This window comes from Gordonia crocea (assembly GCF_009932435.1).
Taxonomy (GTDB): Bacteria; Actinomycetota; Actinomycetes; order Mycobacteriales; family Mycobacteriaceae; genus Gordonia; species Gordonia crocea.
The window spans coordinates 1,071,155-1,097,136 of the sequence record NZ_BJOU01000001.1; the positions used below are offsets into that span (position 1 = coordinate 1,071,155).

Consider the following 25,982-nt stretch of genomic DNA (forward strand, 5'->3'; position numbering starts at 1 on the left):
GGTCGGCCTTCGACAAATCTCAGGCGTACTGCGCTAAGAATTAACCATGCGGATTCTGGTGGTGGACGACGACCGTGCGGTGCGCGAGTCGTTGCGCAGGTCGCTGACCTTCAACGGCTACGCCGTGGAAACCGCGGGCGACGGCCTGGAGGCCTTGGAAAAGGTGGTCGCGCAGCGGCCCGACGTCCTGCTCCTCGACGTCATGATGCCCCGGATGGACGGTCTGGAGGTCTGTCGGCGCCTGCGGTCGGCCGGCGACGACCTGCCGATCCTCGTCCTCACCGCGCGGGACTCGGTCTCCGAGCGGGTCGCCGGCCTCGACGCCGGTGCCGACGACTACCTGGCCAAGCCGTTTGCGCTCGAAGAACTCCTGGCGCGGTTGCGGGCGCTGTTGCGCCGGGCGACCCCCGACGAGGAGGATTCCGAGGCGCTGGAGTTCGAAGACCTGCGCCTGGACCCGGTGACCCGCGACGTCACCCGCGGTGAGCGTGCGATCAGCCTCACCCGGACCGAGTTCGCGCTGCTCGAGATGTTGATGGCCAACCCGCGGCGCGTGCTTTCCCGCAGCCGGATCCTCGAGGAGGTGTGGGGCTACGACTTTCCCACCTCGGGCAACGCCCTCGAGGTGTACGTCGGCTACCTGCGTCGCAAGACCGAGGCCGACGGCGAGGCTCGGCTCATCCACACCGTGCGCGGGGTGGGATACGTGCTGCGGGAGACACCGCCCTGAGTCTCTGGACTGATGTGCGCCGGTGGTCGGAGCGCCACCGGGAGGAAGTCGCGCACCGCGAGATGCGGGAGCCGTTCGCGCTGACCCGCTCGGCGTCGTTGACCACCCGCGTCGCCCTGTTGTCGGCCACCGTCGTCGCGGTCTCGGTCTCGCTGATGGCCGCGGCCGCCTATTTCGTCGTCTACCGGGCGATGTACAACGAGGTCGACCGGCAGCTGGAGAGCCGCGCGGACGGCATGCTGGCTCTGTCGCGCACCGGCGCGTTGCGCGGCGACCCGCAGCGGGTGGTGTCCGGCGCGGTGTTCTCGACGAATATCTCGGTGGCCCTGATCCGGCCCGACGGCCAGACCTTCCTCGTCGGGTCGGTGCCGTTCGAGGCACCCGAACGGCAGATCGTGCGCGGTACCGCCGGTCCGGGCCAGCACCCCCAGAGCCTGCGGACGATCGGTGACCAGCGGGTCCTGGCCCGCAAACTCGACCGCGGATACAGCATCATCATGTCGCAGAGCCTGCTGCACACCGAGCGTGTCCTCAAACGACTCGCCTGGGTGCTCCTCGTCGTCGGCGGTGGCGGCGTGGCGCTGGCGGCCCTGGCCGGGACGACGGTGGCGCGCACGGGGCTGCGCCCGGTGGCACGACTGACCAGGGCGGCCGAACGCGTGGCCCGAACGGAGGTCCTCGACCCGATCCCGGTCACCGGCAACGACGAGCTCGCCCGGCTGACCGAATCGTTCAACACGATGCTTGCGGCGCTGGCGAGTTCGAGAGAGAAGCAGGCGCGACTCGTCGCCGACGCGGGACACGAACTCAAGACCCCGTTGACGTCGTTGCGCACCAACGTCGAACTCCTCATCGCCTCGGCCGAGCCCGGTGCCCCGGCGGTGCCGCTGGCCGACATGATCGAGCTCCGCAGCGACATCGTCGCGCAGATCGAAGAGTTGTCGACGCTGGTGGGCGACCTGGTCGACCTGTCGCGGGAAGAGGCGCCGCTGGTCGTGCACGAAGAGATCGACATGCTCGACATCATCGACCGCAGCCTCGAACGCGTCCGGCGGCGCCGTAACGACGTCGAATTCGACGTGGAGGGCGACAGTTGGTACGTGTTCGGCGAATCGGCCGGCCTCTCGCGTGCGGTGCTCAACGTCCTGGACAACGCGGCGAAATGGTCGCCGGGAGGGCACCGCGTCACCGTCCGCCTGCGCCAGACCGGGGTGAGCGTTGCAGTGCTGACCGTCGCCGACGCGGGGCCGGGTATTCCCGCCGAGGACCGGGAACTGGTCTTCGAGCGGTTCTACCGGGCGCCGACGGCGCGGTCGATGCCCGGCTCCGGGTTGGGGTTGGCGATCGTGCGCCAGGTCGTCGAGCGGATCGGCGGCACGGTGACCGCGGGCCAGTCGGACATGGGCGGCGCGTTGATCATCATGACCCTTCCGGGTCATCCAATACCGGTGGAACCCACGCCGGTGGTCGTTCGTCAGTAATGTGGAAGCACCCCGCTCGGGGTGCATGGTGTGTGGGCCCGGCGGTGGCCGGACAGGACAGTGAGGAAGCGCAGTGACGCAACCCCCCAACGACAACTCGCCGTGGCAGATGCCGCGCACTCCCGACGACGAGTCGGTGAGCGGCCAGGTCCCCGGCCGCCCGCCGACGTCGCCCTTCGCCGTGCCCGGTGACCAACCCACGGCCGCAACGACACAACCGTCGACGTCCCCGTACGCGACGTACGGCGCGGTCCCGACGACCCCCTATGCCGACGCGCCGGCCGCGCCCGGCCCGGTGGGCGGGCCCGGCGGGGAACACAACATCACCCCGACCGCCAAGCCCAACCGGGGCGTGGGGAAGAAGACGGCCGTGGTGACCGGGGCGATCGCCTTGGCGCTGGCATCCGGCGGCATCGGCGGAGTCGTCGGCGCGAACCTCGACAACGGCGATGCCCAACCGCCGTCGGTCGGTGGCGACCGCCACGGCGACGGTCAGCCCAAAGACTCGGTCCCGGCTCCCGCGGGCAGCGTCCAGGACGTCGCGGCACGGGTCCTGCCGTCGGTGGTGTCGATCGCGGTCCGCCTGGGCAACCAGGAAGGCGAAGGATCGGGTGTGGTCCTCGACGCCGACGGCACGATCATGACCAACAACCACGTGGTCACCGCCGCCAGCTCCAAGACGGCCAACGCCCGGCCCACCATCACCGTGATCTTCCACGACGGAACCCGGGCCCCTGCGGAGTTGCGCGGGGCGGACCCGATTTCCGACATCGCCGTCATCCAGGTCCGCAACCAGAGCGGCCTCAAGCCGATCACCGTGGGCTCGTCGAAGAACCTGGCGGTCGGCCAGGACGTCATCGCCATCGGTTCGCCGCTCGGCTTGGCCGGAACGGTGACGACGGGGATCATCTCGGCGCTCAACCGCCCGGTGTCGACGTCGCGCATCGGGGACAACACCGCCGTGATCGATGCCATCCAGACCGACGCCGCGATCAACCCGGGCAACTCGGGCGGTCCGCTGGTGAACGCGCGCGGCGCATTGATCGGCATCAACACCGCGATCGCGACGGTCGGCGGGCGCGACGCCAACGGCAACGCGCGCGCATCGGGCAGCATCGGTCTCGGTTTCGCCATCCCGATCGACCAGGCGATGCGCATCGCCAACCAGCTGCGCAAGAGCGGTAAGGCGGAGCATCCGAGTCTGGGCGTCTCGGTCGGCCCGGCGTCGGCGACCGATCCCACCCAGTCCGGTGCGCGGGTCACCAAGGTCGTGCCCGGTGGTGCGGCCGCCGCGGCCAACATTCCCGACGGGGCGGTGATCCACAAGTTCGGCGGCCGCGTGATCACCGGCGCCGACGACTTGGTGGCGGCAGTGCGGTCATTCGCGCCGGGGGATACCGTCGAGGTGCAGTACACGAAGAACGGCCGCCCGGTGACGACGACCGTGAAACTCAAGACCCTGACGAACTGATCTTCGACCCTGACAAGGAGACCGATGGCCACCTCGGCGTTCGATGAAACCACCCGCGACGACTCGGTGGCCGACGCGGCCGCCCGAGAGCTGTCGGCGACGGACGGCGAGGACCGGGCCGAGTTGCTGGCCCGCGCACTCGTGGTCGTGGTCGCCGATGATCACTCGGACTCCGGCGGTTTGGGTGCGCTGGTCGGAGAACTGTTGGCCGAAGCCGACTTTCACGTCGATGCCACCGTCGTCGTGTCCGGCGACGAGGTGGAGATCCGCAACGCACTCAACACCGCGGTGATCGGTGGTGTCGACGTGGTCATCTCCGTCGGCGGTGTCGGGGTGCGGGCCCGCGACGTCGCCCCCGAGGCCACCGAGCCGCTGCTGGACCGACGGCTGCCGGGTATTGAAGAGGCGGTCCGCTCGTCGGGGTTGGCCGCCGGGGCCACCGACGCCGGGTTGTCGCGCGGCCTGGCCGGGATCTCCGGCCAGACGTTGGTGGTCAATCTGGCCGATTCCCGTGCCGCGGTGCGCGACGGGATGGCGACCATCACGATGCTCGCCCATCACGTGATCGCCGACATCAGTGAATTCTGACCCCGAGGACGCTGCCGGAGAGTCCGAGTCCGAGGCCGACTCCGCCGAGCCGCGGTGGCGACGGCGGCGCCGCCTCGACGAGGTCTTCGGCGACGACCTGCCTGCGACGACCTCCGATGAGCGCGGGTCGGCTGGAACGGGCGGTGGGCATTCCCGTGAGTGGTACGAGCAGAATCGGCCGCCCCATCACGGTTGAACCTGCACTGAACTGCATCGGTGCTTTGTGAGAAGCCGCACAGTGGTACCGTTTCGACGAGTTTTGTGTTTGTGCACGAAGGGAAACAGATGAGGACGACCTTTACGTCGTTGCGCCGACAGGCAGTCGGTGCCGCTGTCGTCGCCACCGTTGCCGCGGTCGGGCTGTCCGGCTTGGGTGCGGGCGGGGCGCATGCCCTTCGGTTGCCGGACGGCGGCAAGAAGTCGACCGGGATCGACGGGCAGGTCGTCACCCTCAAGCGCACCTCGGAATATGCCCACACCCAACCGAGCCCGGCCAACAACGGCATGGTGCGTTCCGCTCGTGTGTCGGGCATCTACACCGCCCGAATCAACCGCGGCGGCGGCAACGTGCAGGTCGGTTACCTCGTCGGCTGCCAGGTCAACGTCGGCGGGCTGGACATGGGTATCTCCGGTGGGCTGTACGGGTCGCCGGGTTCTGGCGGTCTGCCGGTGCCGCTACCCCTGCTCGGCGGCAACCTGTCCTTCCCGCTGGCTCCCGGCCAGATCCAGGTGGTGCAGGCGCTGGACAAGAACTTCTACAAGAAGGTCGTGAGCATCCAACTCTCCGGCGTCGAGATCGCCGTGCAGGGCTGCGCCGGGTTCGCCCAGGCCCGCTCCTTCATCAAGGTCCTCGCCGCGGATAACTACAGCACCGACCGCGGCACGGTCGGCGGCGACAGCGGCGCGATCCAGACCACCCTCTACGGCAAGCCGTTCAGCCTCGGCTGACCCGCACAAAGGACACCTGAGATGACCGTGCCCACCCAGACCTCCGCGGTTCGCCGCGTCGCAGTGCTCGTCGCCGCGGCGGCGGTGGCGATCACCGGTGCGGCGGCCACCGCGCCCAGCGCCGACGCCAAGCGGCTACCGGGCGGCAAGGTCGCCCGCAAACTCGTCGACGGCACCACCGTGAAAGCCACCCTCTACGACGAGGCGGTGCGCTACCACCCCGGCAACGTCGCCAACATCCAGACCAGTCGCGAGGTTTGGGTCTCGGGCAAGATCGTCGCGAACGTCGGCGGCGGGGCTCAGGGGGGCACCATCTATGGCGGTTATGTCGTGGGCTGCCAGGTCAACATCGCCGGCATGAGCAGCGGCAACTCGAGCGGCCTGGATTCCACCGGTATGGCCTACAACCAGACTGCTCCGGCCGGTGTTGCCAACACCGGTACGACCCTGCACCTCGGCCCCGGCCAGGCGGGCTGGGTGCCCATCATCCAGACCACGTCGGGTGTGTACACCAACTACCGCGACTACAACGTCAACCGGTTCACCTTCCGCGGCAACCGCGGCGGAGTCGCGTTCAGCCAGGAGGCCTTCCGGCTCAACGGGTGCGGCGGTTACGCCTCGGCGCGTGCGCGTTTCACCATCGAGGTGGAGACCGAGACGGTGCGCTCGCAGGTCGTGGTCTGGGGCAAGCCCTTCAGCCTCGGATAGTCCCGGATCGGCCTTCCTGGGAGGCCGCTGTGGGTTGCCCTACAGGGGTCTGTAACCCCTGGCGTTTCGAAGAATCCCCTCGCTAGGTTGAAGAGGTGTTCAGCGCTGCTGAATCGATCAGTCGGGGCAATTCGAAAGGGATCACCTTGAAGTTCAACGTCGATCGTTGAAGTTCAACGTCGATCGTTACGGCCGGGGCCCTCACCGCGGAGGCCCGCGCGGCCACTACGGCCCGCCGCCCCGCCGCTACTACGGCGGCCCGCGCGGCTACTACGGCCCGCGCCGCCACTACGGCCCGCGTCGCCCCTACGGCTTCTGGGGCTCCTGACACCGGGTCTCCCCAGCCGCACACGGCTCTGTAGACGTCAGAGCTTGTCCCCGACCACCGGAGAAGACTCCCTGCTTCTCCGGTGGTCGGTTCTTATCTACGCTTGGATAGTCGGGGGAGGCTCCCTTCCCATCCATTGACCAGAGGATCAGATGGCTCGCAATCGCATGTTCTTCTCGCTCGGGCGCGCTAACTCCGCGCGCAGGACCGACGAGGAGTACGACTGGTCCGACGGCACCGAGTTCGACGGTCTCGACCTCGACGAGGCGGATGCCGGGGAGGGCGATTGGGATGTCGAGCGGTGGCAGCAGCGCGACGGCGAGCCGCTGCCCGATGCGATGTTGGTGCCGCCCGCCTCGCCGCTGCACGTGTTGGCGGCGATCAAGCGGTTCCGGCCCTACATGCACGGGCTGTACGGCCGACTGGTCCTCGGCATCATCCTGCAGCTGGTCGACCTGCTGGCCAATGTCGTCACCATCGCGTTGTTCGCGTATATCGTCGACAATGTCCTGGTCACCGGCGATCTCCACGCCCTCGTCAAGCCGATGCTGGCCTGGGTCGGAGTCACCGCGCTCGGTGCGCTGTCCTCCTATTTCGGCGACGTGATCACCGGCGTGGTCGCCGAGCGCATGGTCACCCGGGTCCGCGACGACCTCTACGAGCGCACCCAACAACTCGCCCCGCACGTGCGCCGCAAGTACCCGTCGGGTGATCTCATCGCCCGCCACAGTGGCGACGTCGAGTCCACCGAGCACCTGGTGTCCTCGGCCGTCGTCGACGCCAGTCTCGCGATCATCTCGGTGATCGTCTACGCGACCGCGGCGCTCTTGGCGCAGTGGGAGCTGGCATTGATCGCCTTCGCGTTGGCCCCCGTCTTGGCCCTGGTGTCCCGCTGGTTCGGCATCGTGCTCAAACGGGTGTCGCGCCGCGAACGGATCGCCAACGGCAAGATCAGCGCGATGGTCGCCGAGGGTGTCGACAACTCGCTGGCCATCCAGGCCGACAACCAGGGCCCGGCCGACCGGCGCCGGGTCCGGGCCCAGTCGCTGGAGTGGATGCGGGCCCGCATCACCGAGATCAAGGCCGGCGAGCTGTACAGCCAGGCCGTGGGCCTGGTGGAGCTCTTGGTCATGCTCGGAGTCCTGGTGATCGGTGCATGGATGATTTCCACCGATCGGACCACGTTGGGCGGGTTGATTGCGCTGACCGGCTACCTCGGCCAGCTCTACCCGCAGATCCAGGCCCTGGGCGGGTTGGCGGTGTCGATCACGACGGCCACCGCCAGCGGTGAGCGCGTGGCCCAGGTCCTCGACGAACCCATCGCTATCGCCGACGACGACATCGACACCGATCCGACCTCGCCGTTGCCGGTGCCCGAGCCGCTGCCGGTTCACACCACCGGTGGGGTTCCGGTGGTCTTCGACCAGGTCGACTTCACCTATCCGGACTCGGGTACCCGGGTGTTCGACGACTTCTCCCTCGATATCGGGGCCGGCGAGTTCGTCTCGTTGATGGGTCCCAGCGGGACCGGGAAGACCACGGTGACGCACCTGCTGTTGCGTTTCTACGACCCGGATTCGGGACAGGTGCGTATCGATGGCACCGACCTGTCCACCCAACGACTGCAGGATGTGCGCAGCCACATCACGCTGCTGCCGCAGCGGATCGCGATGTACCGGGGCACGATCGCCGACAACATCACGTTCTCCTGCCCGGAGGCCAGCCGCGAGGAAATCATCGCCGCGGCCAAGGCCGCCGACGCACACGACTTCATCGTCAGCCTGCCCGACGGGTATGACACGCAATTACGCGACGCCGGGGCGAATCTCTCTGGTGGGCAGCGCCAGCGGATAGCCTTGGCGCGGGCTTTCCTGCGCGATACGCCGGTGTTGATCCTCGACGAGCCGACAACCGGGTTGGATGCCGCGACCACCGAACGCGTGCTCGAGCCCATGCTACGTCTGGCGCGATCACGCACCACGATCCTGATCACCCACGACGCCGAGCTCGCCGCGCAGGCGTCCCGCGTCGTGGAAATGGTACCGACGACTGGAGGAGTCCGATGAAGAAGCACAAGTTGATCGCGGCGGTGGCCGCTCCGATCTTGGCGGCCGGCGTGTTGGCCGGGGCCGGCGCAGCCCAGGCCGTACCCGACAACGGCGGCGGTAACAGCCAGCAGGGCGGTGGCGGCCAGCAGGGCGGGGATCGGGGATCGGGTGACCGCGGCGGCGCGGGGCAGCAGGGCGGTGACCGACAGCAGGGCGGTGACCGACAGCAGGGCGGTGACCGGAACCGGTCGGGGCAGTCGGGCGATCAGCGCTCCGAACGGGGATCGCGCGACCGGAACGGCCACGATCGGCCCCGCCAGGATCGCGACCGGAGGGATGGTCTGCGCCAGGATCGCGACCGGCGGGACCGCCACCGGCACGACCGTCCGCGCCAGGATCGTCACCAGCACCGGCCCGATCGTGGTCACGGGCACGGCCCCGCGCCTCGTGACTACCGCTTCTACTACTACTTCGGGCCGTTCCGGATTCCCAAGAACTGGAGCTGACCACAACGAATCGGGCCCGCCGTCGACAAACGATGGCGGGCCCGATTCATGTTGTCTCTCAGCGAGAGTGGCGTCCGGGGTAGTCGCCCGGGTAATCGGTGCCACCCTGGCCGGGGAACGGCGGCGGCTGGTAGTCCTCGCCCGGGGTATATCCCGGCGGTGGGGTGGCCGTCGAGCCCTGGTAGCCCGAGCCGGCGGGCGGGTAGCCCCCGCCGGAGACCGGCGGCTGCGACCCGGTCGGGTAGCCACCGCCCGAGACGGGCCGCTGGGCACCGGTCTGGTAGGTGGTCTGCTCCCAGCGGGGGATCGCACCCGACGGCGGGTTGCTGGCGCTCGGCCGGATCAGCGGTTCACCGCCGGCAAGGGGTGCCGGGGCGGGCGGTGGGGGCAGCTCCTGCTCGTACGGTGCGACGACCGGCTCGGCCTTGGCCTCTTTGGCCCGTTCCGCAGCCTCGGGATCCATCAGGTTGCGGATCTCGGTCAGCAGCGAAACTTCGGTGTCCTCGTCCTCCTTGTCGGCCGTGAACAGATCGGACAACTTGTTGTAGGGCAGCACGATGAGGAAGTAGACAACGGCGGCGACGATCAAGAAGTTGATCGCCGCGGTGATCACCGCGGTGAGGTCGATGTAGTTGAGGGCCTCGACCGGATTGGCATTGTTCGGATTGGCGTAGCGGCAATCACCCACACAGAATCCGAGTCCTTCGGCAGCCTTGGACGGATCGCCGCCGGGGATCGAATTGATCAGCGGTTGCAGGATCTTGTCGGTGAATGCTTCGACGATCTTGGTGAATGCGGCACCGATGATGACCGCGGTGGCCAATTCGACGACATTGCCGCGAAGAATGAATTCTTTGAATCCCTTGAGCACTGCGAGCCCTCCTCGGTGTTGACGCAGCAGGATTGGATAGTGATGGGGCAGTCGAGGGGAATAGTAGTGCAGCGATTGGCAAAACCACGGCATAAGCGGTCGCGTCACCTCACCGAAAGGGAGTTGTATGCATTCTGAGACATTTCCGATGCAACATTGTCAATGAATGACAACGGTGAGCGCGCTGGTCAGCCCGGCGGCCGCCACCCGGTGCGCCGCCGCGGCGCCCAGGGCCAGCAGGACCGGGGCATCGGCCCCGGCGCGCGCGGATTGGCCCGTTCCCAGGGCGACAATCGCCCCGGTGGCCAGAATGACGGGCGGACCGTCGCCCGGCTTGGTCAGGACGTCGACGAGGTCGCCGGGCTCGAGGAGTCGGGCGGTGCCGGTGTCGGCGAGGTGGATCGGGACGAGGCGGGCGCCGGCGTCGTCGGTCAAACGCTGCGGTAGGCGGGAACCGAGCAGTCGGGAATCGGTGAGGATCTCGTTGCGGCGCACGGCGCCGGTGACGGTGCGGCCGCGCGCGTCGGACGAGAGGATCAGCGCGCCGTCGGGCACGGCGTCGTCGGGGATCCGTCGGACGGTGACATCGGCGGGGGTGAGACGGGTGCCGGGCCGCAGGTCGCGGGCGGCGACGATCACCGCCGTCCCGGGGGCCTGCCGGTGGTCGACCAGCACGGATACCGCGGCGCCGAGGAGCAGCAGCCCGGCCAGGCTGCGGCGGACGAGCATCGACCGCGCCCAACCGGGCCGCAGCCACCGGCGGGCCCGATCGCGCAGGCGGGGCGCCAGGTCAGGGGTGGAAACACGGCGGAACATGGGCGAAGGGTATGCCGCCCGGGCCGTCGTCTGGGCGGCGCGAAGCGGTATCGGCGGGATCCCTGTGGACGGCGCCGACCTGTGGATATGCCCCGCTTGGTTGGCACTCGGAATGAATGAGTGCCAGCGTCGGTTAAGATTGACGAGATTACCGCTGATCCGTGTGGAGGTTGACCGTGCCCACTTACTCCTATGCCTGCACGGAGTGCGACAACAAGTTCGACATCGTGCAGTCCTTCTCCGACGACGCCCTGACCGAGTGCCCGCAGTGCCACGGCCGGCTGCGCAAGCTGTTCAACAGCGTCGGGATCGTGTTCAAGGGCAGTGGCTTCTACCGCACCGACTCCCGGTCGGGATCGGTGCCCGCGGGTGCCTCTTCGTCGTCGAGCAGCACCAGCTCCTCGTCGTCGGATTCGAGCAGCACCAGCGCCTCGTCGTCCTCGGATTCGCCCAGCACCTCGACCACCGCCGCGGCCTCCTAACCGGCTGCGGGCCCGGTCGGGTCCAACCGGGTGAAGCCCGCCTCCGGGGTCAGCGCCCACTCCATCGGCACATCGGTCGATTCGGCCGGCAACCGGTCGACCAGCTCGTCGTCGAAAACCACCGCGACGCGGACCGCACGCGATACGGACAGGCTTCGGTCGTAATATCCGGCACCGCGGCCCAAACGGGTCCCGTCGCGGGCCACCGCGAGGGCGGGGACGAAGACGACGCTCGCGTCGGCCAACGACTCTGGCGGCAACGACGGGGTCGCCGGCTCGGCCAGGCCCCACCGCCGCGTCTGCAACTGCGTGCCGCGGTCGAAGACCGCCCAGCGCAACGGTTGTGGCTCCCCGTCGGGTACCACCGGAACGATGATTCGGAAGCCCTGGTCGTCGAGAGCCTCGAGCATGGCGTCGGACCCCGGTTCACTCCCCACCGGGAGATAGCACGCGATGGTCGAGCCCTCCTCGACCGCCATCGGGAGCCGGTACATCCAGTCGGCCAGGTTGGCCGCCGCCGATTCGACGTCGAAGACGGACCTGGCCTCGCGCGCGTCGCGAAGGCGGGCTCGTACCTGGGCCTTGGTCATCGAGGTCTCCCGCGGTTGTCGTGCGCGGTGCCGCGCCGAATACAGTGTAGGACCATGAGCACCCCGCAATCGGACGTCACGGCCGCACCGCCGATTCCGCGCACGGCCGTGGTGCCCGCCGCCGGATTGGGCACCCGCTTCCTCCCGGCCACCAAGACCGTTCCCAAGGAATTGTTGCCCGTCGTCGACACGCCGGGCATTGAATTGGTCGCCGAAGAGGCGAAGTCCGCGGGCGCCCAGCGCCTGTTCATCGTCACCTCGCCCGGCAAGGACGGCGTGGTCGCCCACTTCGTCGAGGACCTGGTCCTGGAGAACACCCTGGCCAAACGCGGCAAGGCGGCGATGCTGGCCAAGGTCCGCAAGGCGCCCAACCTGCTCGAGGTGGCCTCGGTGGTCCAGGACAAGCCGCTGGGCCTCGGTCACGCCATCGGTTGCGTGGAGGAGTACCTCGCCGACGACGAGGATGCCGTCGCAGTGCTGTTGCCCGACGACCTCGTGCTGCCCGGCGGAGTGCTGGAGACCATGGCCCGCGTCCGCGCGCGCCGCGGCGGTTCGGTGCTGTGCGCGATCGAGGTGCCCGACGACCAACGCAGCGCGTACGGGATCTTCGACGTCGAGGCATTGCCCGACGCCGAGAACCCGGATGTGCTGCGGGTCCGCGGAATGGTCGAAAAGCCGAACCCGGATGAGGCGCCGTCGAATTATGCCGCCGCTGGGCGCTACATCCTCGACCGGAAGATCTTCGACGCCCTGCGCCGGACCAAGCCCGGCGCCGGCGGGGAATTGCAGATCACCGACGCCATCGCGCAGTTGATCGCCGACGGGGAGCCGGTCCACGTGGTGGTCCACCGCGGTACCCGCCACGACCTGGGTAATCCGGGCGGTTACCTCAAGGCCGCCGTCGACTTCGCACTCGATCGCGACGACTACGGCCCCGAACTGCGCGCCTGGCTCGTCGAACGTCTCGCCCAGGGGTAGTCGGCGACTCGCTATGCGTCGGCTTATGCGTCGGCGTGGCACCGTCGCGCGGTACGGGGGCGGCGCTAAGGTCGGTCTATTGACCAAGACGGGCATTGGTGACGTTTAAAGGAGGCGGAATGCGGTCGGTCGATGAACACTTGGCGCGGATCACCGCCGCTGCCGTCGTCCCGCGACCGGTGCAGATTGCCATTTCCGAGGCCCAGGGCCTCATGTGCGCCGAAGAGGTCCTCACCGAGCGGCCGCTCCCCGGTTTCGATCAAGCCGCGGTCGACGGCTACGCGGTCCGCGCGGTCGATGTCGCGCTCGCCGGGGTGGTGGCCCCAGACGAGGACGAGGACTTCGACGGCGGCGAGGCCGAACTCGACACGCTGGTCCCCGGCGACCCGATCGCCGTCTTCCTGCCCGTCGTCGGCGATGTGGAGCCGGGGTCGCGGACCCCGATCCGCCTGCAGCCACGCCAAGCCGTCCGGGTCGAGACCGGTGCGCCGATGCCGACCCTCGCCGATTCGGTGGTCCCGCTCCGGTGGACCGACGGCGCGAGCCAGAAGGTGCGCGTCGCCCACGGCGTGGACAGCGGCTCCTACGTGCGGCGCGTCGGCGACGACGTGCAGCCCGGCGACGTCGCGGTCCGGGCCGGCGAAATCATCGGACCGGCGCAGGTGGGTCTGTTGGCCGCCGTCGGCCGTGCCCGGGTGCTGGTGCACCCGCGGCCCCGGGTGTCGGTGATCGCCGTCGGTTCCGAACTCGTCGACATCGACCGGGTGCCGGGCCAGGGCCAGGTCTACGACGTGAACAGCTACGCCCTGGCCGCCGCCGCGCGCGACGCCGGCGCCGACGTCAACCGCGTCGGGATCGCCGAGCGCGACGCGACTCGGCTGCGCGAGGTCGTGGAGGCCCAGTTGATCCGGTCGGAGATCGTGGTCATCTGCGGTGCCGTGGGCGGCTCGTCGTCGAAGGCCATCGCCGAGGCGTTGACCGACCTGGGCGAGTTGGAGATCGCGCGTGTCGCTATGCATCCGGGATCGGTGCAGGGATTCGGCCAGCTCGGCGGCGAAGAGGTGCCGACCTTCCTGTTGCCGGCCAACCCGGTGTCGGCGCTGGTCACCTTCGAGGTGATGGTCCGCCCGTTGATCCGTATCGCCCTGGGCAAGCGCGAGCCGCTGCGGCGGGTGATCACCGCGCGGACGATCGGGCCGATCGCCTCGGTCGAGGGCCGGACCGGCTACCTGCGCGGACAACTCATGCGCGAGGAGCGCACCGGCGACTACATGGTGCAGGTGATCGGCGGCTCGGCCACCGGCACGTCGCACTTGCTCGCCGAACTCGCCGAGGCCAACTGCCTCGTCGTCGTGCCGTCGGAGGCGGCGAAACTCGACCCCGGTGACGAGGTCGAGGTGATGTTCCTCGCCCAGCGCGGCTGATTATCGCCGAGTGCCCGATTCGGGCTACTAGAGTTGACGATGTGTTCACGTGGGGTTCGGGTTCGCGGATGCACCCGGGATGGCCGGCGCGGCTGGGTCCGCTCGAGGTGGCTGCCGGGGGTGTCGTGCTGCGCCCGATCAAACTGCGCGACGGTGCCGCCTGGAGTCGGCTGCGGGTACGCAACCAAGACCTGTTGGTCCCGTGGGAACCCACGACGGACGGCAATTGGGCGGCCCGGCATCATCGCAGCAACTGGCCGTCGCTCTACTCGGTCCTCAAATCCGAGGCCAGGCGCGGTGCGGTCGTCCCCTTCGTCATCGAGGTCGACGGCGAGTATGCCGGCCAGCTGACCATCGGCAACGTGCAGCGCGGGGCGGTGCGCAGTGCCTGGATCGGCTATTGGGTGGACCGGGACCAGACCGGTCGAGGGGTGGCCACCGCGGCGGTCGCGCTGGGGGTGGACCACGCATTCGGCGCCCTCGGCCTGCACCGGCTCGAGGCGACGGTCCAGCCGACCAACGCCGCGTCCCGCTCGGTGCTCACCAAGGTCGGGTTCCGTCACGAGGGACTGCTCAAGCGCTATATGGACGTCGATGGTCGGTGGCGCGACCACGACCTGTTCGCGTTGACCACCGAGGAAGTCGTGAACAGCGCGGCCGAAGCGCTGGTGCGAGCCGGAAGGGCACAGTTCCGATGAGTCCACTCGAGATCACCGTGCGCGGCCGCGCCGAGCGCCAGTACCGACCGGAACAGGGGACCGCCGTGTTGACGGCGGCGTTCACCGAGTCGACCAGCGAGGCGGCGCATGCCAAGGCGCTGGAGTTGCAGAGCGACGTCGTCGCGGAATTGACGCGGCTCGACGAGACCGATGCGCTGAACACGTGGCACGCCAACGACATCCATGTCTTCGGCCACCGGCCGTGGATCGACGGGAAGCAGGCGGCACAAATCGTATACACGACCCGGATTGCGATGACGGCGGAGTTCCTCGACTTCGAGGCGCTGGCCGCCTTCCTCGTCGAGTGGGCCGGGCGCGACGGGCTGGAGGTCGGCCGGATCATGTGGGACGTGCTCGCCGAGAACAGGCCGAGGTATGAGGCGACCGTGCGTCGCGACGCCGTGCGCGATGCCGTGGCCAAGGCGCAGGCCTACGCCGATGCGGTCGGTCGCGGCACGGTGACCGCCGTGGCGCTGGCCGACCCCGACATGCTGCGTGCCGGACCGGAGCCCTCGCCCGCGCCGATGATGGCCCGCGCGATGAGTGCCGACGCCGGCGGCGGGCCTTCCCTGGAACTGCGGCCCGACGACGTGGTGATCGCCGTCGCCGTCGATGCGCGGTTCACCGCGGGCGACTAACCGCCGACTGGGCCCTCTTTCCTGCCGACTGGGCCCTCATTCCTGCCGACTGGGCCCTCGATCCCGCCGACTGGGCCCTCGAGATGAAATCAACTCGTCCGCCGTCGGCGCGTCGGCAAGGTATACGGCGCTGACGGACCTAGATTGAACTCGGGTACATGTGACCAGAGTGAAAGACGGGAGAGTCGGATGCCGAACTCAGTGTTGTGGGTGTGCTTGGTGGCGATCTGGCTCTTCGTGCTGGTCCCCATGGTGATTCAGGGGCGCCCGGAGATCCGCAAGTCCACCCCGGTGGCCGCGGCGACGCGCGTGATCAAGCGCGGCGAGGACGCCGTCCGCCGACGCCGCGTCGGCGCCGGCTCGCATCCCCATGATCCCGACTACCAGCCGAAGGGACGCCCCAAGCGGACGGCCTCGGCCGCGCGACTTGGTGAAGCCGACTCGGATAAGGCCGACGAAACCGCGGACGTGGAAGCAGAGAAGGTGGAGTCCGAAGCGGTCGACCCGTCGCGGGTCCCCGGCAAGGTTCCCAACCGCAAGCGCACCCGGCGCACCGTGGCAGCGCGCATGCGGCGCGTGGTGAGCGTGACGACGAGTCGCCCCGAGGTCGATGAGATCACCGAGGTCATTCCCGCCGTCGGTGCGGATGAGTCGGCACCTGCGCGGGCCACCGCCGGCTCGTTGGTCGACGACGATGCGATTATCGAAGCCGAGATCGTGGACGACGAGGTGCGTATCGTCGAGGTGGAGACCGTCGAGGTCATCGACGTCGAGACCACCGAGCGGATCGATCTGGTCGGCGACGATTCGCCGACTCAGAAGATTGACAAGGTCGTCGACGAGCCCACGGTGCCAACCCTTTTCGACTTGGACGAAGACAGTGCGACGACGACGGCGGTTGCGGAGGCCGCCGACGAGGTCGACGAACCGGTCGTGGAATCGGCCGCCGACAGTACCGATGATGCCGACGAGACTGTCTCGGCGGTCGTCGACGAAACTGCCGACGAATCCGGCGAAGAACCGGTCGCAGAATCTGAGATCGACACAGCAGCCGAGACCGACACAGCAGCCGAAGTCGACGTCGAGGCCGCGGCCGTGGCCGACGACAAGGATCTCGATGATGAGGCAGACGACGACCTCGTCGACGACCTCAACGAGGTTGACGATGATGACGGCGACGAGGGTGACGGGCCGTCCGCGCAGTGGGATGACGTCGACCCCAACGAGCTCACGCAGGTGATGATGACCCGCCCCGGCCGCGGTGGATACGACCCCGAGGTCGACCGGCAGCGGCTGGAACTCAAGTACAAGGAGCGCCAGCGCGTCCTCGTGACGCTGGTGGTGCTCACCTTGCTGGCGGTCGGGGCCGGTGTGCTCTTCTCGACGCCCGGTTGGATCGCCGCCGGGGTCGCCGGGTTCTCCTTGGTCGCCTACCTGGTCTTCCTGCGCCGCGCGGTGACGACCGAGGCCCAGGTCCGGAATCGGCGGTTGGAACGACTCGAGCGCAACCGGCGCGAGGAGGTCGCCCGTCGTCGACGAGACATCGTCGAACTGTCCGAGGGCGACGTCGCGCCACCGCCGCGGCCGCGGGTACGGCGACCCAGCGGCATGCAGGTCGTCGCGATTGACGACGAGGATCCTGCTTTCGACCACCTGCCGGTCTATCAGCAGCCGCGCATGATGCGCGCCGACGACGACTACCGTCGGGCCGCGGTCGGCTAGACCTCGTCGCGGTCGGGGGAGTCGGGCTTTTCGACGCGCGTCTTGCCCTTGGCCTTGGCCTCTACGGCGCTGCCGAGGTCGACCGGCGTGGGGGAACCCGCCGGCGAATGGTCGATGGAGTCGGGGTGGGCAACGATCCATGCGCGTCCGGCCTTCACCGCGCGACTCAGGGCAAGCCGTTCGCCGACGTAGTTGAACGGAGCGCCGACGACCGGGATGTTGGACAGCCAGCGCAACGGCTTGGCAGGCTGGGGTCGCTTGCCCATCTCGGACAGTCCGCCTTGCAGTGTCCTGGCGATGTCCCACGTGGCGCGGATCAGCGACTTGCGTTTGGCCTCTACGGGCTCGGCGTCGGGGATCGCGGTCAGCTTGGTGAGCGTCAGCTCCCGCGCGCCGAGCACGCTGGCGATCAACTCGATCTGGCGGGCCCGATCGGTGACCCGGTATTCACGCGCAATGGCGACGAGGACCATGGCCTGGTTGACGAAGCCGAGCACCGTCGTGATGGGCAGTCGGCGCGCCCAAATGCCGAAGATGTTGGGGAAGGCCACACCGATGGTGTTGAGGCTGCCGATGCGGTTGACCCACCATTGGGCGCGCTCGGCCATCGAGAGTTCGCTCCAACTCTTCGTGCCCGGCAAAGCGGTGAGGTCGACGGCCTTGGCGGCGAGGTGTTCCACCCGTCGGAAGATGCTGTCGTCGACCGGACCGGCCTGAAAGGACTTGGCACGCAGTCCGGTGACATCCGTTTGGGAGAGGACGTCGATGATGGGGTTGATCGCCGCGATCATGCCGTTCAGTGCGTCGATGATCTGGTCGTCGGTGAGTTCGGCCACGCCCCAAAGCCTAGTGCTCGCCCGTTTCGCGGCGCATCCGGACGAAGTGATAAAGTTGCGGACGGTCGACCGGCGACGGTCACCCGGGGCTATGGCGCAGTTGGTAGCGCGACTCGTTCGCATCGAGTAGGTCGGGAGTTCGATTCTCCCTAGCTCCACCACCTTCAAAGAGCCCAGCCATTCGGCTGGGCTCTTTGGCGTATGGGGGAATGGAGGGCCCAGTCGACGAGATCGAGGGCCCAGTCGACGAGATCGAGGGCCCAGTCGGCGAAAAGGAGGGCCCAGTCGGCGGGATCGAGGGCCCAGTCGGCGGTTAGCCCGCGGCCTTGGCGCGAGCAGCCTTGTCGCAGGCGGTGATCAGCTGGTTCGTCAACGCCTTCAGGCCGGCCTTGAGGACACCGGCGGGAACGGGCACCTTCGGATCGGAATCCATCGTGTAGGTGACACGGGTGCCGCCGCCGGGGGCATCGGCGAACTCGACCGTCCCGACGTGGCTGCGAACCGGCACCCCACCGACGACGCGGTAGACGAGGCGCTCATCGGGGACCAGTTCGGTGATCTGCTCCTTGATGCCCGCCGGACCGAGTCCGAGGAAGTGCACCGCGCCGACGCCCTGGCGCGCGTCGGTCCCCGGGGTGACGAGCCGGGTGTTGATCGGCAGGTTGGCGCCGTAGCTCTCCCGGTCGGCGAAGACCCCGTAGACCACCGCGCGCGGTGCGTTGATCACTTTCTCGACGGTGACGGCAACCATGTCTTTCCCCTTGCTCGTGGTGTGGGTGGAACTCATCCCCACCAATCATGCCATTACCTGATGGCACAATCTGCCCGAGGTGCATTAGGGTTGGCCGCCATGGCAACTCGTGAGCTCGCGCCGGTCTACGTCCTCGGCGGCAATCGGATCCCCTTCGCCCGGTCGAACGGCGCATACCTGTCGGAGACCAACCAGTCGATGCTCACCGCGGCGCTCGACGGCCTCGTCGCCCGCTACGACCTGGCCGGTGCGCATCTGGGGGAGGTGGCCGGCGGCGCGGTGGTGAAACTGGCCCGCGACCACAGCCTCACCCGCGAGGCGCTCCTGGACACCGCCCTGTCGCGGGCCACCCCGACCGTCGACGTCCAGCAACAGTGCGCGACCGGCGGACAGGCCGTCGTGCACATCGCCAACAAGATCGCCTGCGGCCAGATCGAGTCGGGGGTGGCCTGCGGTGCCGACACAACCTCGGACCCACCGATCGGATTCGGTCCGCGTCTGCGCGATCGCCTGGTGCGCATCAACGCCGCCCGGTCCACCGGCGACCGGCTCAAACTTGCCGTGCAGCTCCCGTTCTCCCTCGATTTCGACATCCCGAGCCCGCACGAGCGCCGCACCAAGCTCACGCCCGGGGCGGCCCAGGCCGTCACGGGCGAGAGGTGGGGGATCGGGCGTGCCGAGCAGGACGAGATCGCCCTCGCGTCGCACCGCAATCTTGCCGCCGCGTACGACCGCGGGTTCTTCGACGACCTGGTCACCCCGTTCTGCGGACTCGACCAGGATGACAACCTGCGCCGGGACATCGATGCGGAGCGGCTCGCCCGCCTCAAGCCCTGCTTCGGCGGGCCGGACGGCACGATGACGGCGGCGAATTCGACGACGCTCACCGACGGTGCCTCGTCGGTGCTGATGGGCACGGCGGAATGGGCGTCGCAACGCGGCCTGACACCGTTGGCGCGCATCGTCGATGCCCAGAGCTGGGCGGTCGACTATGTCGACGGTGATCCCAAGACCCAGGGCGTCCTGATGGCCCCGGCCTACGCGGTCAGCGCGCTGCTGCGTCGCAACGGGCTGGCGCTGCAGGACTTCGACTATTACGAGATCCACGAGGCCTTCGCCTCGCAGGTGCTGTCCACGTTGGCCGCCTGGGCGGACCCCGGTTTCTGCCGCGACGAATTGGGCCGCGACGAGCCGCTCGGGTCTATCGACCGCGAGCGCCTCAACGTCGCCGGCGGGTCGCTGGCCACCGGTCATCCGTTCGGCGCCACCGGCGGCCGCATCACGGCGACACTGGCAAAACTCCTGGCGCGCAACGGGGCCGGCCGCGGATTGATCTCGATCTGTGCGGGGAGCGGAATGTCGGTCACGATGATCCTGGAAGCGGCGTAACCGGGAAAACCGGCCGTCGCGCCGGGATCTGGTCGTAGCGTCAGTGCAATCGGGCCGGATGGCGACCCGAATGGTGTCCGACGCAATGGGAGGCCGCTCATGTTCCGTCCCCGCCCACCCAACGACGGCGGGTACATCCCGTACTACGCGCGCCCGTGGTACGCCCGGCCCTGGTGGACGTCGTAACGCCCGACGTCGTCACCCCCGTCCCGAGGCCCGTGGCGGGTGCTGTGACCAAGGTCGCTGCCCGACGGCGCCGGTAATCTGGTCGGCGTCGGGTAGCCTGGAGTCAACTGACGGGCGTTCTCCGCTCTGTCATGCGTCGTTAGAACGCTTCTTCTCCGCCGGATTCCCGGCCAGTTGGCTTCACAACGGCGAACGAATGCGCCCGACCGGGCGTCTTCGCCATCTGCGATCCGCCCTTTGATCGGGTTCTGCCGTGGCCGTTGCCGGGTAGTCGAGATCCCCGGGCGGATTGACATTGCCGGAAAGGCATCCGCATGACCACCACATTCGCTTCCCTCGGCGTGCCCGAAGAACTCGTCAAGGTTCTGTCCGCACAGGGCAAGACCGAACCGTTCCCGATCCAGGCGGCGACCCTGGGCAACACGCTGGAGGGCGACGACGTCCTCGGCCGCGGCAAGACCGGCTCGGGGAAGACCCTCGCCTTCGCCATCCCGCTGGTCGCCGGCCTGCGCGAGATCGGCGTGACCACCCGGCCCGGTCGCCCGACCGGGTTGGTGCTCGCACCGACTCGCGAACTGGCCACCCAGATCGCCGACACCATCACCCCGCTGGCCCAGGCCATGCGTCTGTCGGTCACCACCGTCTTCGGCGGTGTGAAGCAGGGCCGTCAGGAGCAGGCGTTCCGCCGCGGCGTCGACATCGTCGTCGCCTGCCCGGGGCGCCTCGACGACCTGATGAAGCAGGGGATCGTCAAGCTCGACGACATCGAGATCACCGTGCTCGACGAGGCCGACCACATGGCCGACCTGGGCTTCCTGCCGGTCGTGACCCGGATCCTCTCCGCCACCCCCGACGACGGGCAGCGCATGCTGTTCTCCGCGACGCTGGACAACGGTGTCGACAAGCTGGTGCGCAAGTTCTTGCACGAGCCGGTCACCCACTCGGTCGACGAGGCCAACTCGCCGGTCGCCAAGATGACCCACCACGTCTTCGAGGCGCCGACGGCGACCGAGAAGCACGCCCTCGTCCGCGAACTGGCGTCCGGCACCGGTCGACGCATCCTGTTCACCCGGACCAAGCACCAGGCCAAGAAGCTGGCGCGCAAGCTCACCGCCGAGGGGATCCCCGCGGTCGACCTCCACGGCAACCTCAGCCAGAACCAGCGCGACCGGAATCTGGCGGCCTTCGGCGAGGGGGGCGTGCGGGTCCTCGTCGCCACCGATGTGGCGGCCCGCGGGGTCCACGTCGACGGTGTCGAACTGGTCGTCCACGTTGATCCGCCGGCCGAACACAAGGCTTACCTGCACCGTTCGGGACGCACGGCGCGCGCCGGGGAGGCCGGCGACGTGGTCACCGTGTGCATGCCCGAACAGCGCGGTGACCTGCGCAAGCTGTTGCGCAGCGCCAAAATCGACGTCAAGCCGCAAGCCGTGACCGCGTCGTCGGAGGTGGTGGACCGCCTCGTCGGCCCGCGCGCCGACCACGTCGAGCCGGCCCCGGCCCCGGCGGCCGACGCCAATGGCGGCCGAGGCGGTGGCCAGCGACGCACCGGCGGCGGTCGGAAGTCCGGTGGGCGCGGCTCGTCGGCGGGACGTGGCGGCCAACCGCGCGGCCAGGGTGGTCGACCGGCGGGCGGCCAGTCGCGCAGCAGCCGATCCGGCGGTTCGCGCCGCGGCGGTGGCCGTCCCCGGGCCGCGGTCTAACCGCCGCGCGCGGCGCAACGCCCTTGGGCGGTACCGGTTTTGACGCTTAGGAAACACATAGCTGGGACCGGTCGAGCGCATAGCGGGGCTTCATAGATTGGAGTCATCGGATCAACCGATCCGGTCACACGAATCAAGAAGGAGCACGATATGCCTCGCCACCCCCACCCGCAGCCCCGCCGCCGTCTCCCGCAGCCGCAGCCGCGCCGCCGTCGTCCGGCTCCGCGCCCGCAGCCCCGCCACGGCCGGCGCTGAATCGCCGACCGCGCCACACCCCCGACCTTGAGGTCGGGGGTGTTTTGTCGTGTCCGGCGGTTTTCGCCCTCCGGGTTTTGAACCTCTGAACTGCCATTCTTAACTGGCGCATAGCTTGCAGATGGGTGGCACACATCGAGCGTTCCTAGCCTCGGATCAGTCGGACCGAGTCGGTCCGATCTCGCCAACACAAGGAGGCAACGATGCCACGTCCTGGTCCTCGTCCCGGCCCCGGTGGCCCTCGCGGTCCGCACGGCCCCGGTCCCGGTGGCCCTCGCGGTCCGCACGGCCCCGGTCCCGGTGGTCCCGGCGGTCCTCGGGGTCCGCACGGCCCCGGTCCCGGTGGTCCTCGCGGTCCGCACGGCCCGCGTCGCCGCCCGCCGTTCTGGGGTTCGCTCTGGTAGGACGCAGTAAAGAAAACGCTCGGCTGGGAGTTCCCAGCCGAGCGTTTTTCTCTGTGGAGGACAGGACAGGTGCCTCCGGGTCAGTGTCGCAGGTCGTAGACGGTCGTGCCGTCGATGTTCTGCGCCGTGAAGTTGGCTTTCACCCATTCGGTGATTTCCGTTGCGGTGCCCGACCGACCGCCCGGGCCACCGGGACCGCCCCGCCCGTCTTGCCGGGCGCCGGGACCCGATCCGGGCCCACCCCGTCCACCCGGGCCGCGGTCGTCGACGATGAAGTAGGCGATCTGGCCGTCGCGGACATAGCGCTGGAACTGCTCGAGGGTCGGGGCGGCGTCGCCCCCGTTGAACCCGCCGATCGCCATGATCGGACGCCGGCTGCTCAGCTGCAGCGATCCCGACGAGTGTGAGCCGATAGTTGCTGCAGCCCAACGGCTTTCGGTGGACGACAACATGTCGCGCAGTTGCTCGGACACCTCGGTGGTCCGGCCGGGACCGCGACCGTCACGCCGACCCCCGGGCCCCTGGTTGCCGGGACCCCGGTGGTCGCCGGCCTGCGCCGGGCCGGAGGACAGCATCGGTCCGCCGTGCTGCTGATGGGCGACGGTCTCCAGCATGTAGGCGCCGGTGCCGCCGAGGCCGACGACGAGGGCGAAGGCCGCCACCGCGGCCGCCCAGCGCTCCCGCCGGGCCCCGACGATCAGGGCGACGGCCGCGAGGCCGGCACCCGCCAACAGGACCCAGCGCAGCCACGGCAGCCACTCCGGCGTGCGGTCCAGCAGTACGAAGTTCCACACCCCGGTGACGGCGACCATCACGGCCAGGGCGATACGCGCCCCCGCGCGATCCCGTCGATCCCACAGCAGGGCTGCGCCGATGCCGACGAGCGCGGCGATCTCCGGGGCCAGCGCCACCGTGTAATAGGGGTGCATGATGCCCTTCATCGTGCTGAACACGGCCGCCGTCACCAGCAGCCAGCCGCCCCACAGCAGGAGCGCCGCGCGCATGAGATCGGTGCGGACGGCCTTGCGCGTCAACCAGAGTCCGACGACGAGTGCGATGAGCGCCGCCGGCAGCAGCCACGAGATCTCGGTACCCATGGAGTCGCCGAACATCCGGGTCCACCCCGGGGCGCCGCCGAACCCGTGGCGGAACCCGCCGCCACCGCCGGGGCCCGGCATACCACCAGGACCACCCGGCCCACCCGGACCGCCGGCTCCGGCCGTCGGGTTGCCGTCGCCGCCGAACACGCGTCCCAGGCCGTTGTACCCCAGGGTCAGTTCCAGCAGGCTGTTGGTGGTCGACCCGCCGATGTAGGGGCGCGAGCCGGCCGGCCACAGGCTGACCAGGGCCACGAACCAGCCGCCGGATACGACCATTGCGGCGAGACCGACCAATCCCACGCGCAGCCGGTGCCAGAACGAACCGGGCAACGCGACGAGCAGGACGAGTCCGATCGCCGGTACCACCAGGAGCGCCTGCATGAGCTTGGTGAGGAAGGCGAAGCCGACCGCCGTCCCCGCCAGCGCGGTCCAGCGCAGGGGATGGTCCGCCAGGGCCCGCACGATGCAGTAGGCGGCGGCGACCAGCAGCAGGACCAGCATGGCGTCGGGGTTGTTGTAGCGGAACATCAGCGCCGCGACCGGGGTCAGGGCGAGCGCAGCGGCGGCGATCAACCCGGCGCCGACCCCGCTCGTGCGGCGCACGGTCGCATAGAGCAGGGCGATGGTGGCGACGCCCATCAGGGCCTGGGGCGCCAACATGCTCCAGGAGTTGAAGCCGAGGATCCGGCCCGACAGGCTCATCGCCCACAGGGAGACCGGCGGTTTGTCGACGGTGATCGCGTTGCCGGCGTCGAGAGAGCCGAACAACAGGGCCTTCCAGCTCTGCGTCCCGGCCTGGACGGCGGCGGCGTAGTAGTCGTTGGCCCAGCCGAGCGAATCGAGTGCCCACAGGTAGCACACCGCGGCGAACGCGAGGATGCCCGCGAGGATGGGGCGCTCCCACCGGCTGTGACCACCGGTGAGCCAGGCCGACACCGTGCGGCGCTTGGGGGACGACGCGGCGGCCCCGCTGGTCGAGGGGCCTGCGGTGGGCCGATCGGTCACGACGGTCATGCGGATTCTCCTTCACAGGGGGTCGCGGCGCGGCGCGAGTGGAACACCCAGCCGCGCAGCAGGACGAAACGGACGACGGTGGCCGCCAGGTTGGCGAGGACGAGCACGCCGAGCTCCACCGGTCGGGGCGGCTCGCCGAGCAGGTGCAGCAGTGCCAAGGCCCCGCTGGTCAGGGCCAGCCCGATCCCGAAGACGACGATTCCCTGAGCCTGGTGGCGTGCGACGCCGGCCCGGCCGCGGACCCCGAAGGTGAAGCGCCGGTTCGCGGCGGTGTTTCCGATCGCGGTCAGCAACAGGGCGGCGAGGTTGGCGGCCTGCGGGCCGAGAGGGGAGCGCAGCGCGAGGAACAGCACCAGGTAGGCCAGGGTGCTGGCGATCCCGACCGCGGCGAAGGAGACCGTCTGCCGCAACAGCGACGGCGGGCCCGATCGGGCGCCGAACTGGTCGGTCAGGGCGCGAATCGGGATGTCCCCGGTCGCAAACCCCTTCGCCAGGCGCGCCACGCCCTTGAGGTCGGCGACCGCGGTCGCGACGATGTCGACGCGGCTGTCCGGGTCGTCGACCCAGTCGACGGGGACCTCGTGGATCCGCAGTCCGCACCGCTGCGCCAGCACCAGCAACTCGGTGTCGAAGAACCAACCGGTGTCCTCGACGTGGGGCAGCAAGGCGTCGGCGGCCTCGGCCCGGATCGCCTTGAAGCCGCACTGGGCGTCGGAGAAGCGGGCGGCCAGCGTCGACCGGAGAATGACGTTGTAGCAGCGCGAGATGATCTCGCGCTTCGGACCGCGCACGACCCTCGCCCCGCGCGTGAGCCGCGATCCGATGGCGATGTCGGAGTGTCCCGATACCAGCGGTGCGACGAGGGGGAGCAGTGCGGACAGGTCGGTCGACAAGTCCACGTCCATGTAGGCGAGCACCGGCGCGTCCGATTCCGACCACACCGTGTGCAGTGCCCGGCCACGGCCCTTCATCTCGAGTCGGTGGTAGCCGACCTCGGTCAGCTCCCGGGCCAACTCCGCCCCGATGGCCGGTGTCGCGTCGGTGCTGGCGTTGTCGGCGATGGTGATCCGGAACGTAAACGGGAACTGCTCCAGCAGGAACCGGTGCAGGTGGCGGACAGAGTGCGCCAGGGTGGCCTGCTCGTTGTAAACCGGCACGACGACGTCGAGGACGGGGACGCCTCGCTCGGCAGCGAGACGGGCCGCGTTGGGAAGCGGGGCGGCCCGGCCCGCGGGGTCGATGAGGAGTGTCATAACCCCATCGTCGGGCCGGCCCATGGGTCCGGCGTTGGTCGCC

General features: G+C 69.2%; 23 protein-coding genes and 1 tRNA gene. 17 read left to right on the forward strand and 7 right to left on the reverse strand.

Features of this window, described 5'->3' with window-relative positions:
- Nucleotides 1-46: 46 nt before the first annotated feature.
- The 8 genes from nbrcactino_RS05130 to nbrcactino_RS05165 all read left to right on the forward strand — a co-directional run bounded on the left by nbrcactino_RS05130 (nt 47) and on the right by nbrcactino_RS05165 (nt 8,808).
- Nucleotides 47-730 carry a response regulator transcription factor gene (locus tag nbrcactino_RS05130; RefSeq protein ID WP_161926385.1) on the forward strand — a complete coding sequence of 228 codons (684 nt, stop codon included), beginning with the start codon at nt 47-49 and terminating at the stop codon, nt 728-730.
- A 62-nt stretch (nt 731-792) separates the two neighbouring features.
- On the forward strand, nt 793-2,211 hold the full coding sequence (locus nbrcactino_RS05135) for a HAMP domain-containing sensor histidine kinase (RefSeq protein WP_161927599.1): 1,419 nt from the start codon (nt 793-795) through the stop codon (nt 2,209-2,211).
- Between the two features lie 73 nt (nt 2,212-2,284).
- Nucleotides 2,285-3,682, forward strand: a complete 1,398-nt coding sequence (locus nbrcactino_RS05140; protein WP_228460686.1) for a S1C family serine protease — start codon at nt 2,285-2,287, stop codon at nt 3,680-3,682.
- A gap of 24 nt (nt 3,683-3,706) precedes the next feature.
- A complete protein-coding gene (locus tag nbrcactino_RS05145; RefSeq protein WP_161926386.1) occupies nt 3,707-4,270 on the forward strand; it encodes a MogA/MoaB family molybdenum cofactor biosynthesis protein in 564 nt (187 codons plus the stop codon).
- A 285-nt stretch (nt 4,271-4,555) separates the two neighbouring features.
- Entirely contained in the window at nt 4,556-5,218 is a 663-nt protein-coding gene (locus nbrcactino_RS05150) for an MspA family porin (protein ID WP_161926387.1), read from the forward strand.
- 21 nt (nt 5,219-5,239) lie between these two features.
- Nucleotides 5,240-5,926, forward strand: coding sequence for an MspA family porin (locus tag nbrcactino_RS05155; protein WP_161926388.1), 687 nt, complete (start codon nt 5,240-5,242; stop codon nt 5,924-5,926).
- Nucleotides 5,927-6,406: 480 nt separating this feature from the next.
- Nucleotides 6,407-8,320, forward strand: a complete 1,914-nt coding sequence (locus nbrcactino_RS05160) for an ABC transporter ATP-binding protein (RefSeq protein WP_161926389.1) — start codon at nt 6,407-6,409, stop codon at nt 8,318-8,320.
- On the forward strand, nt 8,317-8,808 hold the full coding sequence (locus tag nbrcactino_RS05165) for a hypothetical protein (protein ID WP_161926390.1): 492 nt from the start codon (nt 8,317-8,319) through the stop codon (nt 8,806-8,808). The genes nbrcactino_RS05160 and nbrcactino_RS05165 overlap by 4 nt, the downstream gene beginning before the upstream one ends.
- 58 nt (nt 8,809-8,866) lie before the next feature.
- Here the strand turns inward: nbrcactino_RS05165 and mscL are convergent, their stop codons facing one another.
- Both mscL and nbrcactino_RS05175 read right to left on the reverse strand, forming a co-directional pair.
- Nucleotides 8,867-9,679 (reverse strand): large conductance mechanosensitive channel protein MscL, encoded by an 813-nt coding sequence (gene mscL / locus nbrcactino_RS05170; RefSeq protein WP_161926391.1) that lies wholly within the window; start codon nt 9,677-9,679, stop codon nt 8,867-8,869.
- A 159-nt stretch (nt 9,680-9,838) separates the two neighbouring features.
- Nucleotides 9,839-10,495, reverse strand: a complete 657-nt coding sequence (locus nbrcactino_RS05175; protein ID WP_161926392.1) for an SAF domain-containing protein — start codon at nt 10,493-10,495, stop codon at nt 9,839-9,841.
- Nucleotides 10,496-10,671: 176 nt separating this feature from the next.
- Here nbrcactino_RS05175 and nbrcactino_RS05180 point away from each other — a divergent pair, with 176 nt between their 5' ends.
- Nucleotides 10,672-10,977 (forward strand): FmdB family zinc ribbon protein, encoded by a 306-nt coding sequence (locus tag nbrcactino_RS05180; RefSeq protein WP_161926393.1) that lies wholly within the window; start codon nt 10,672-10,674, stop codon nt 10,975-10,977.
- Here the strand turns inward: nbrcactino_RS05180 and nbrcactino_RS05185 are convergent.
- Nucleotides 10,974-11,567 carry a 5-formyltetrahydrofolate cyclo-ligase gene (locus nbrcactino_RS05185; protein WP_161926394.1) on the reverse strand — a complete coding sequence of 198 codons (594 nt, stop codon included), beginning with the start codon at nt 11,565-11,567 and terminating at the stop codon, nt 10,974-10,976. The two genes, nbrcactino_RS05180 and nbrcactino_RS05185, sit on opposite strands and share 4 nt — an antisense overlap.
- 54 nt (nt 11,568-11,621) lie before the next feature.
- Between nbrcactino_RS05185 and nbrcactino_RS05190 the strand changes: the two genes are divergently transcribed.
- From nbrcactino_RS05190 to sepX, 5 genes are all read left to right on the forward strand, one after another.
- Nucleotides 11,622-12,545 (forward strand): UTP--glucose-1-phosphate uridylyltransferase, encoded by a 924-nt coding sequence (locus tag nbrcactino_RS05190; protein ID WP_161926395.1) that lies wholly within the window; start codon nt 11,622-11,624, stop codon nt 12,543-12,545.
- A gap of 119 nt (nt 12,546-12,664) precedes the next feature.
- Nucleotides 12,665-13,969: a molybdotransferase-like divisome protein Glp gene (glp, locus tag nbrcactino_RS05195; protein ID WP_161926396.1), complete on the forward strand. Its 1,305-nt coding sequence runs from the start codon at nt 12,665-12,667 to the stop codon at nt 13,967-13,969.
- Nucleotides 13,970-14,010: 41 nt separating this feature from the next.
- Complete coding sequence (locus tag nbrcactino_RS05200; protein WP_186343305.1) at nt 14,011-14,667, forward strand: GNAT family N-acetyltransferase; 657 nt, start codon at nt 14,011-14,013, stop codon at nt 14,665-14,667.
- Nucleotides 14,664-15,326: an SIMPL domain-containing protein gene (locus nbrcactino_RS05205; protein WP_161926397.1), complete on the forward strand. Its 663-nt coding sequence runs from the start codon at nt 14,664-14,666 to the stop codon at nt 15,324-15,326. The genes nbrcactino_RS05200 and nbrcactino_RS05205 overlap by 4 nt, the downstream gene beginning before the upstream one ends.
- Nucleotides 15,327-15,515: 189 nt before the next feature.
- A complete protein-coding gene (gene sepX / locus nbrcactino_RS18005) occupies nt 15,516-17,048 on the forward strand; it encodes a divisome protein SepX/GlpR (RefSeq protein WP_186343306.1) in 1,533 nt (510 codons plus the stop codon).
- Here sepX and nbrcactino_RS05210 read toward each other — a convergent pair.
- Nucleotides 17,045-17,884, reverse strand: a complete 840-nt coding sequence (locus tag nbrcactino_RS05210; RefSeq protein ID WP_228460687.1) for a hypothetical protein — start codon at nt 17,882-17,884, stop codon at nt 17,045-17,047. The genes sepX and nbrcactino_RS05210 overlap by 4 nt on opposite strands.
- An 85-nt stretch (nt 17,885-17,969) precedes the next feature.
- Here nbrcactino_RS05210 and nbrcactino_RS05215 point away from each other — a divergent pair.
- A tRNA-Ala gene (locus nbrcactino_RS05215) sits at nt 17,970-18,045 on the forward strand.
- A gap of 152 nt (nt 18,046-18,197) precedes the next feature.
- Here the strand turns inward: nbrcactino_RS05215 and nbrcactino_RS05220 are convergent.
- Entirely contained in the window at nt 18,198-18,671 is a 474-nt protein-coding gene (locus nbrcactino_RS05220; RefSeq protein WP_228460688.1) for an SRPBCC family protein, read from the reverse strand.
- A 63-nt stretch (nt 18,672-18,734) separates the two neighbouring features.
- Here nbrcactino_RS05220 and nbrcactino_RS05225 point away from each other — a divergent pair, with 63 nt between their 5' ends.
- The gene (locus nbrcactino_RS05225) at nt 18,735-20,024 is read left to right on the forward strand and encodes an acetyl-CoA C-acetyltransferase (RefSeq protein ID WP_161926398.1); all 1,290 of its coding nucleotides are present in this window, start codon (nt 18,735-18,737) and stop codon (nt 20,022-20,024) included.
- A 500-nt stretch (nt 20,025-20,524) separates the two neighbouring features.
- On the forward strand, nt 20,525-21,913 hold the full coding sequence (locus nbrcactino_RS05230; protein WP_161926399.1) for a DEAD/DEAH box helicase: 1,389 nt from the start codon (nt 20,525-20,527) through the stop codon (nt 21,911-21,913).
- Nucleotides 21,914-22,652: 739 nt separating this feature from the next.
- Here nbrcactino_RS05230 and nbrcactino_RS05235 read toward each other — a convergent pair.
- Nucleotides 22,653-24,686: an ArnT family glycosyltransferase gene (locus nbrcactino_RS05235; protein WP_161926400.1), complete on the reverse strand. Its 2,034-nt coding sequence runs from the start codon at nt 24,684-24,686 to the stop codon at nt 22,653-22,655.
- Nucleotides 24,683-25,939 carry a bifunctional glycosyltransferase family 2/GtrA family protein gene (locus nbrcactino_RS05240; protein ID WP_161926401.1) on the reverse strand — a complete coding sequence of 419 codons (1,257 nt, stop codon included), beginning with the start codon at nt 25,937-25,939 and terminating at the stop codon, nt 24,683-24,685. The genes nbrcactino_RS05235 and nbrcactino_RS05240 overlap by 4 nt, the downstream gene beginning before the upstream one ends.
- Between the last annotated feature and the right edge of the window lie 43 nt (nt 25,940-25,982).

Coding starts and splice junctions, on each gene's coding strand:
- nbrcactino_RS05135 (WP_161927599.1), top strand. CDS start 793: ATGCGGGAGCCGTTCGCGCTGACCCGCTCGGCGTCGTTGACCACCCGC.
- nbrcactino_RS05130 (WP_161926385.1), top strand. CDS start 47: ATGCGGATTCTGGTGGTGGACGACGACCGTGCGGTGCGCGAGTCGTTG.
- nbrcactino_RS05165 (WP_161926390.1), top strand. CDS start 8,317: ATGAAGAAGCACAAGTTGATCGCGGCGGTGGCCGCTCCGATCTTGGCG.
- nbrcactino_RS05150 (WP_161926387.1), top strand. CDS start 4,556: ATGAGGACGACCTTTACGTCGTTGCGCCGACAGGCAGTCGGTGCCGCT.
- nbrcactino_RS05230 (WP_161926399.1), top strand. CDS start 20,525: ATGACCACCACATTCGCTTCCCTCGGCGTGCCCGAAGAACTCGTCAAG.
- nbrcactino_RS05220 (WP_228460688.1), bottom strand. CDS start 18,671: ATGAGTTCCACCCACACCACGAGCAAGGGGAAAGACATGGTTGCCGTC.
- nbrcactino_RS05185 (WP_161926394.1), bottom strand. CDS start 11,567: ATGACCAAGGCCCAGGTACGAGCCCGCCTTCGCGACGCGCGCGAGGCC.
- nbrcactino_RS05160 (WP_161926389.1), top strand. CDS start 6,407: ATGGCTCGCAATCGCATGTTCTTCTCGCTCGGGCGCGCTAACTCCGCG.
- nbrcactino_RS05240 (WP_161926401.1), bottom strand. CDS start 25,939: ATGACACTCCTCATCGACCCCGCGGGCCGGGCCGCCCCGCTTCCCAAC.
- sepX (WP_186343306.1), top strand. CDS start 15,516: ATGCCGAACTCAGTGTTGTGGGTGTGCTTGGTGGCGATCTGGCTCTTC.
- glp (WP_161926396.1), top strand. CDS start 12,665: ATGCGGTCGGTCGATGAACACTTGGCGCGGATCACCGCCGCTGCCGTC.
- nbrcactino_RS05175 (WP_161926392.1), bottom strand. CDS start 10,495: ATGTTCCGCCGTGTTTCCACCCCTGACCTGGCGCCCCGCCTGCGCGAT.
- nbrcactino_RS05205 (WP_161926397.1), top strand. CDS start 14,664: ATGAGTCCACTCGAGATCACCGTGCGCGGCCGCGCCGAGCGCCAGTAC.
- nbrcactino_RS05235 (WP_161926400.1), bottom strand. CDS start 24,686: ATGACCGTCGTGACCGATCGGCCCACCGCAGGCCCCTCGACCAGCGGG.
- nbrcactino_RS05145 (WP_161926386.1), top strand. CDS start 3,707: ATGGCCACCTCGGCGTTCGATGAAACCACCCGCGACGACTCGGTGGCC.
- nbrcactino_RS05190 (WP_161926395.1), top strand. CDS start 11,622: ATGAGCACCCCGCAATCGGACGTCACGGCCGCACCGCCGATTCCGCGC.
- nbrcactino_RS05155 (WP_161926388.1), top strand. CDS start 5,240: ATGACCGTGCCCACCCAGACCTCCGCGGTTCGCCGCGTCGCAGTGCTC.
- nbrcactino_RS05225 (WP_161926398.1), top strand. CDS start 18,735: ATGGCAACTCGTGAGCTCGCGCCGGTCTACGTCCTCGGCGGCAATCGG.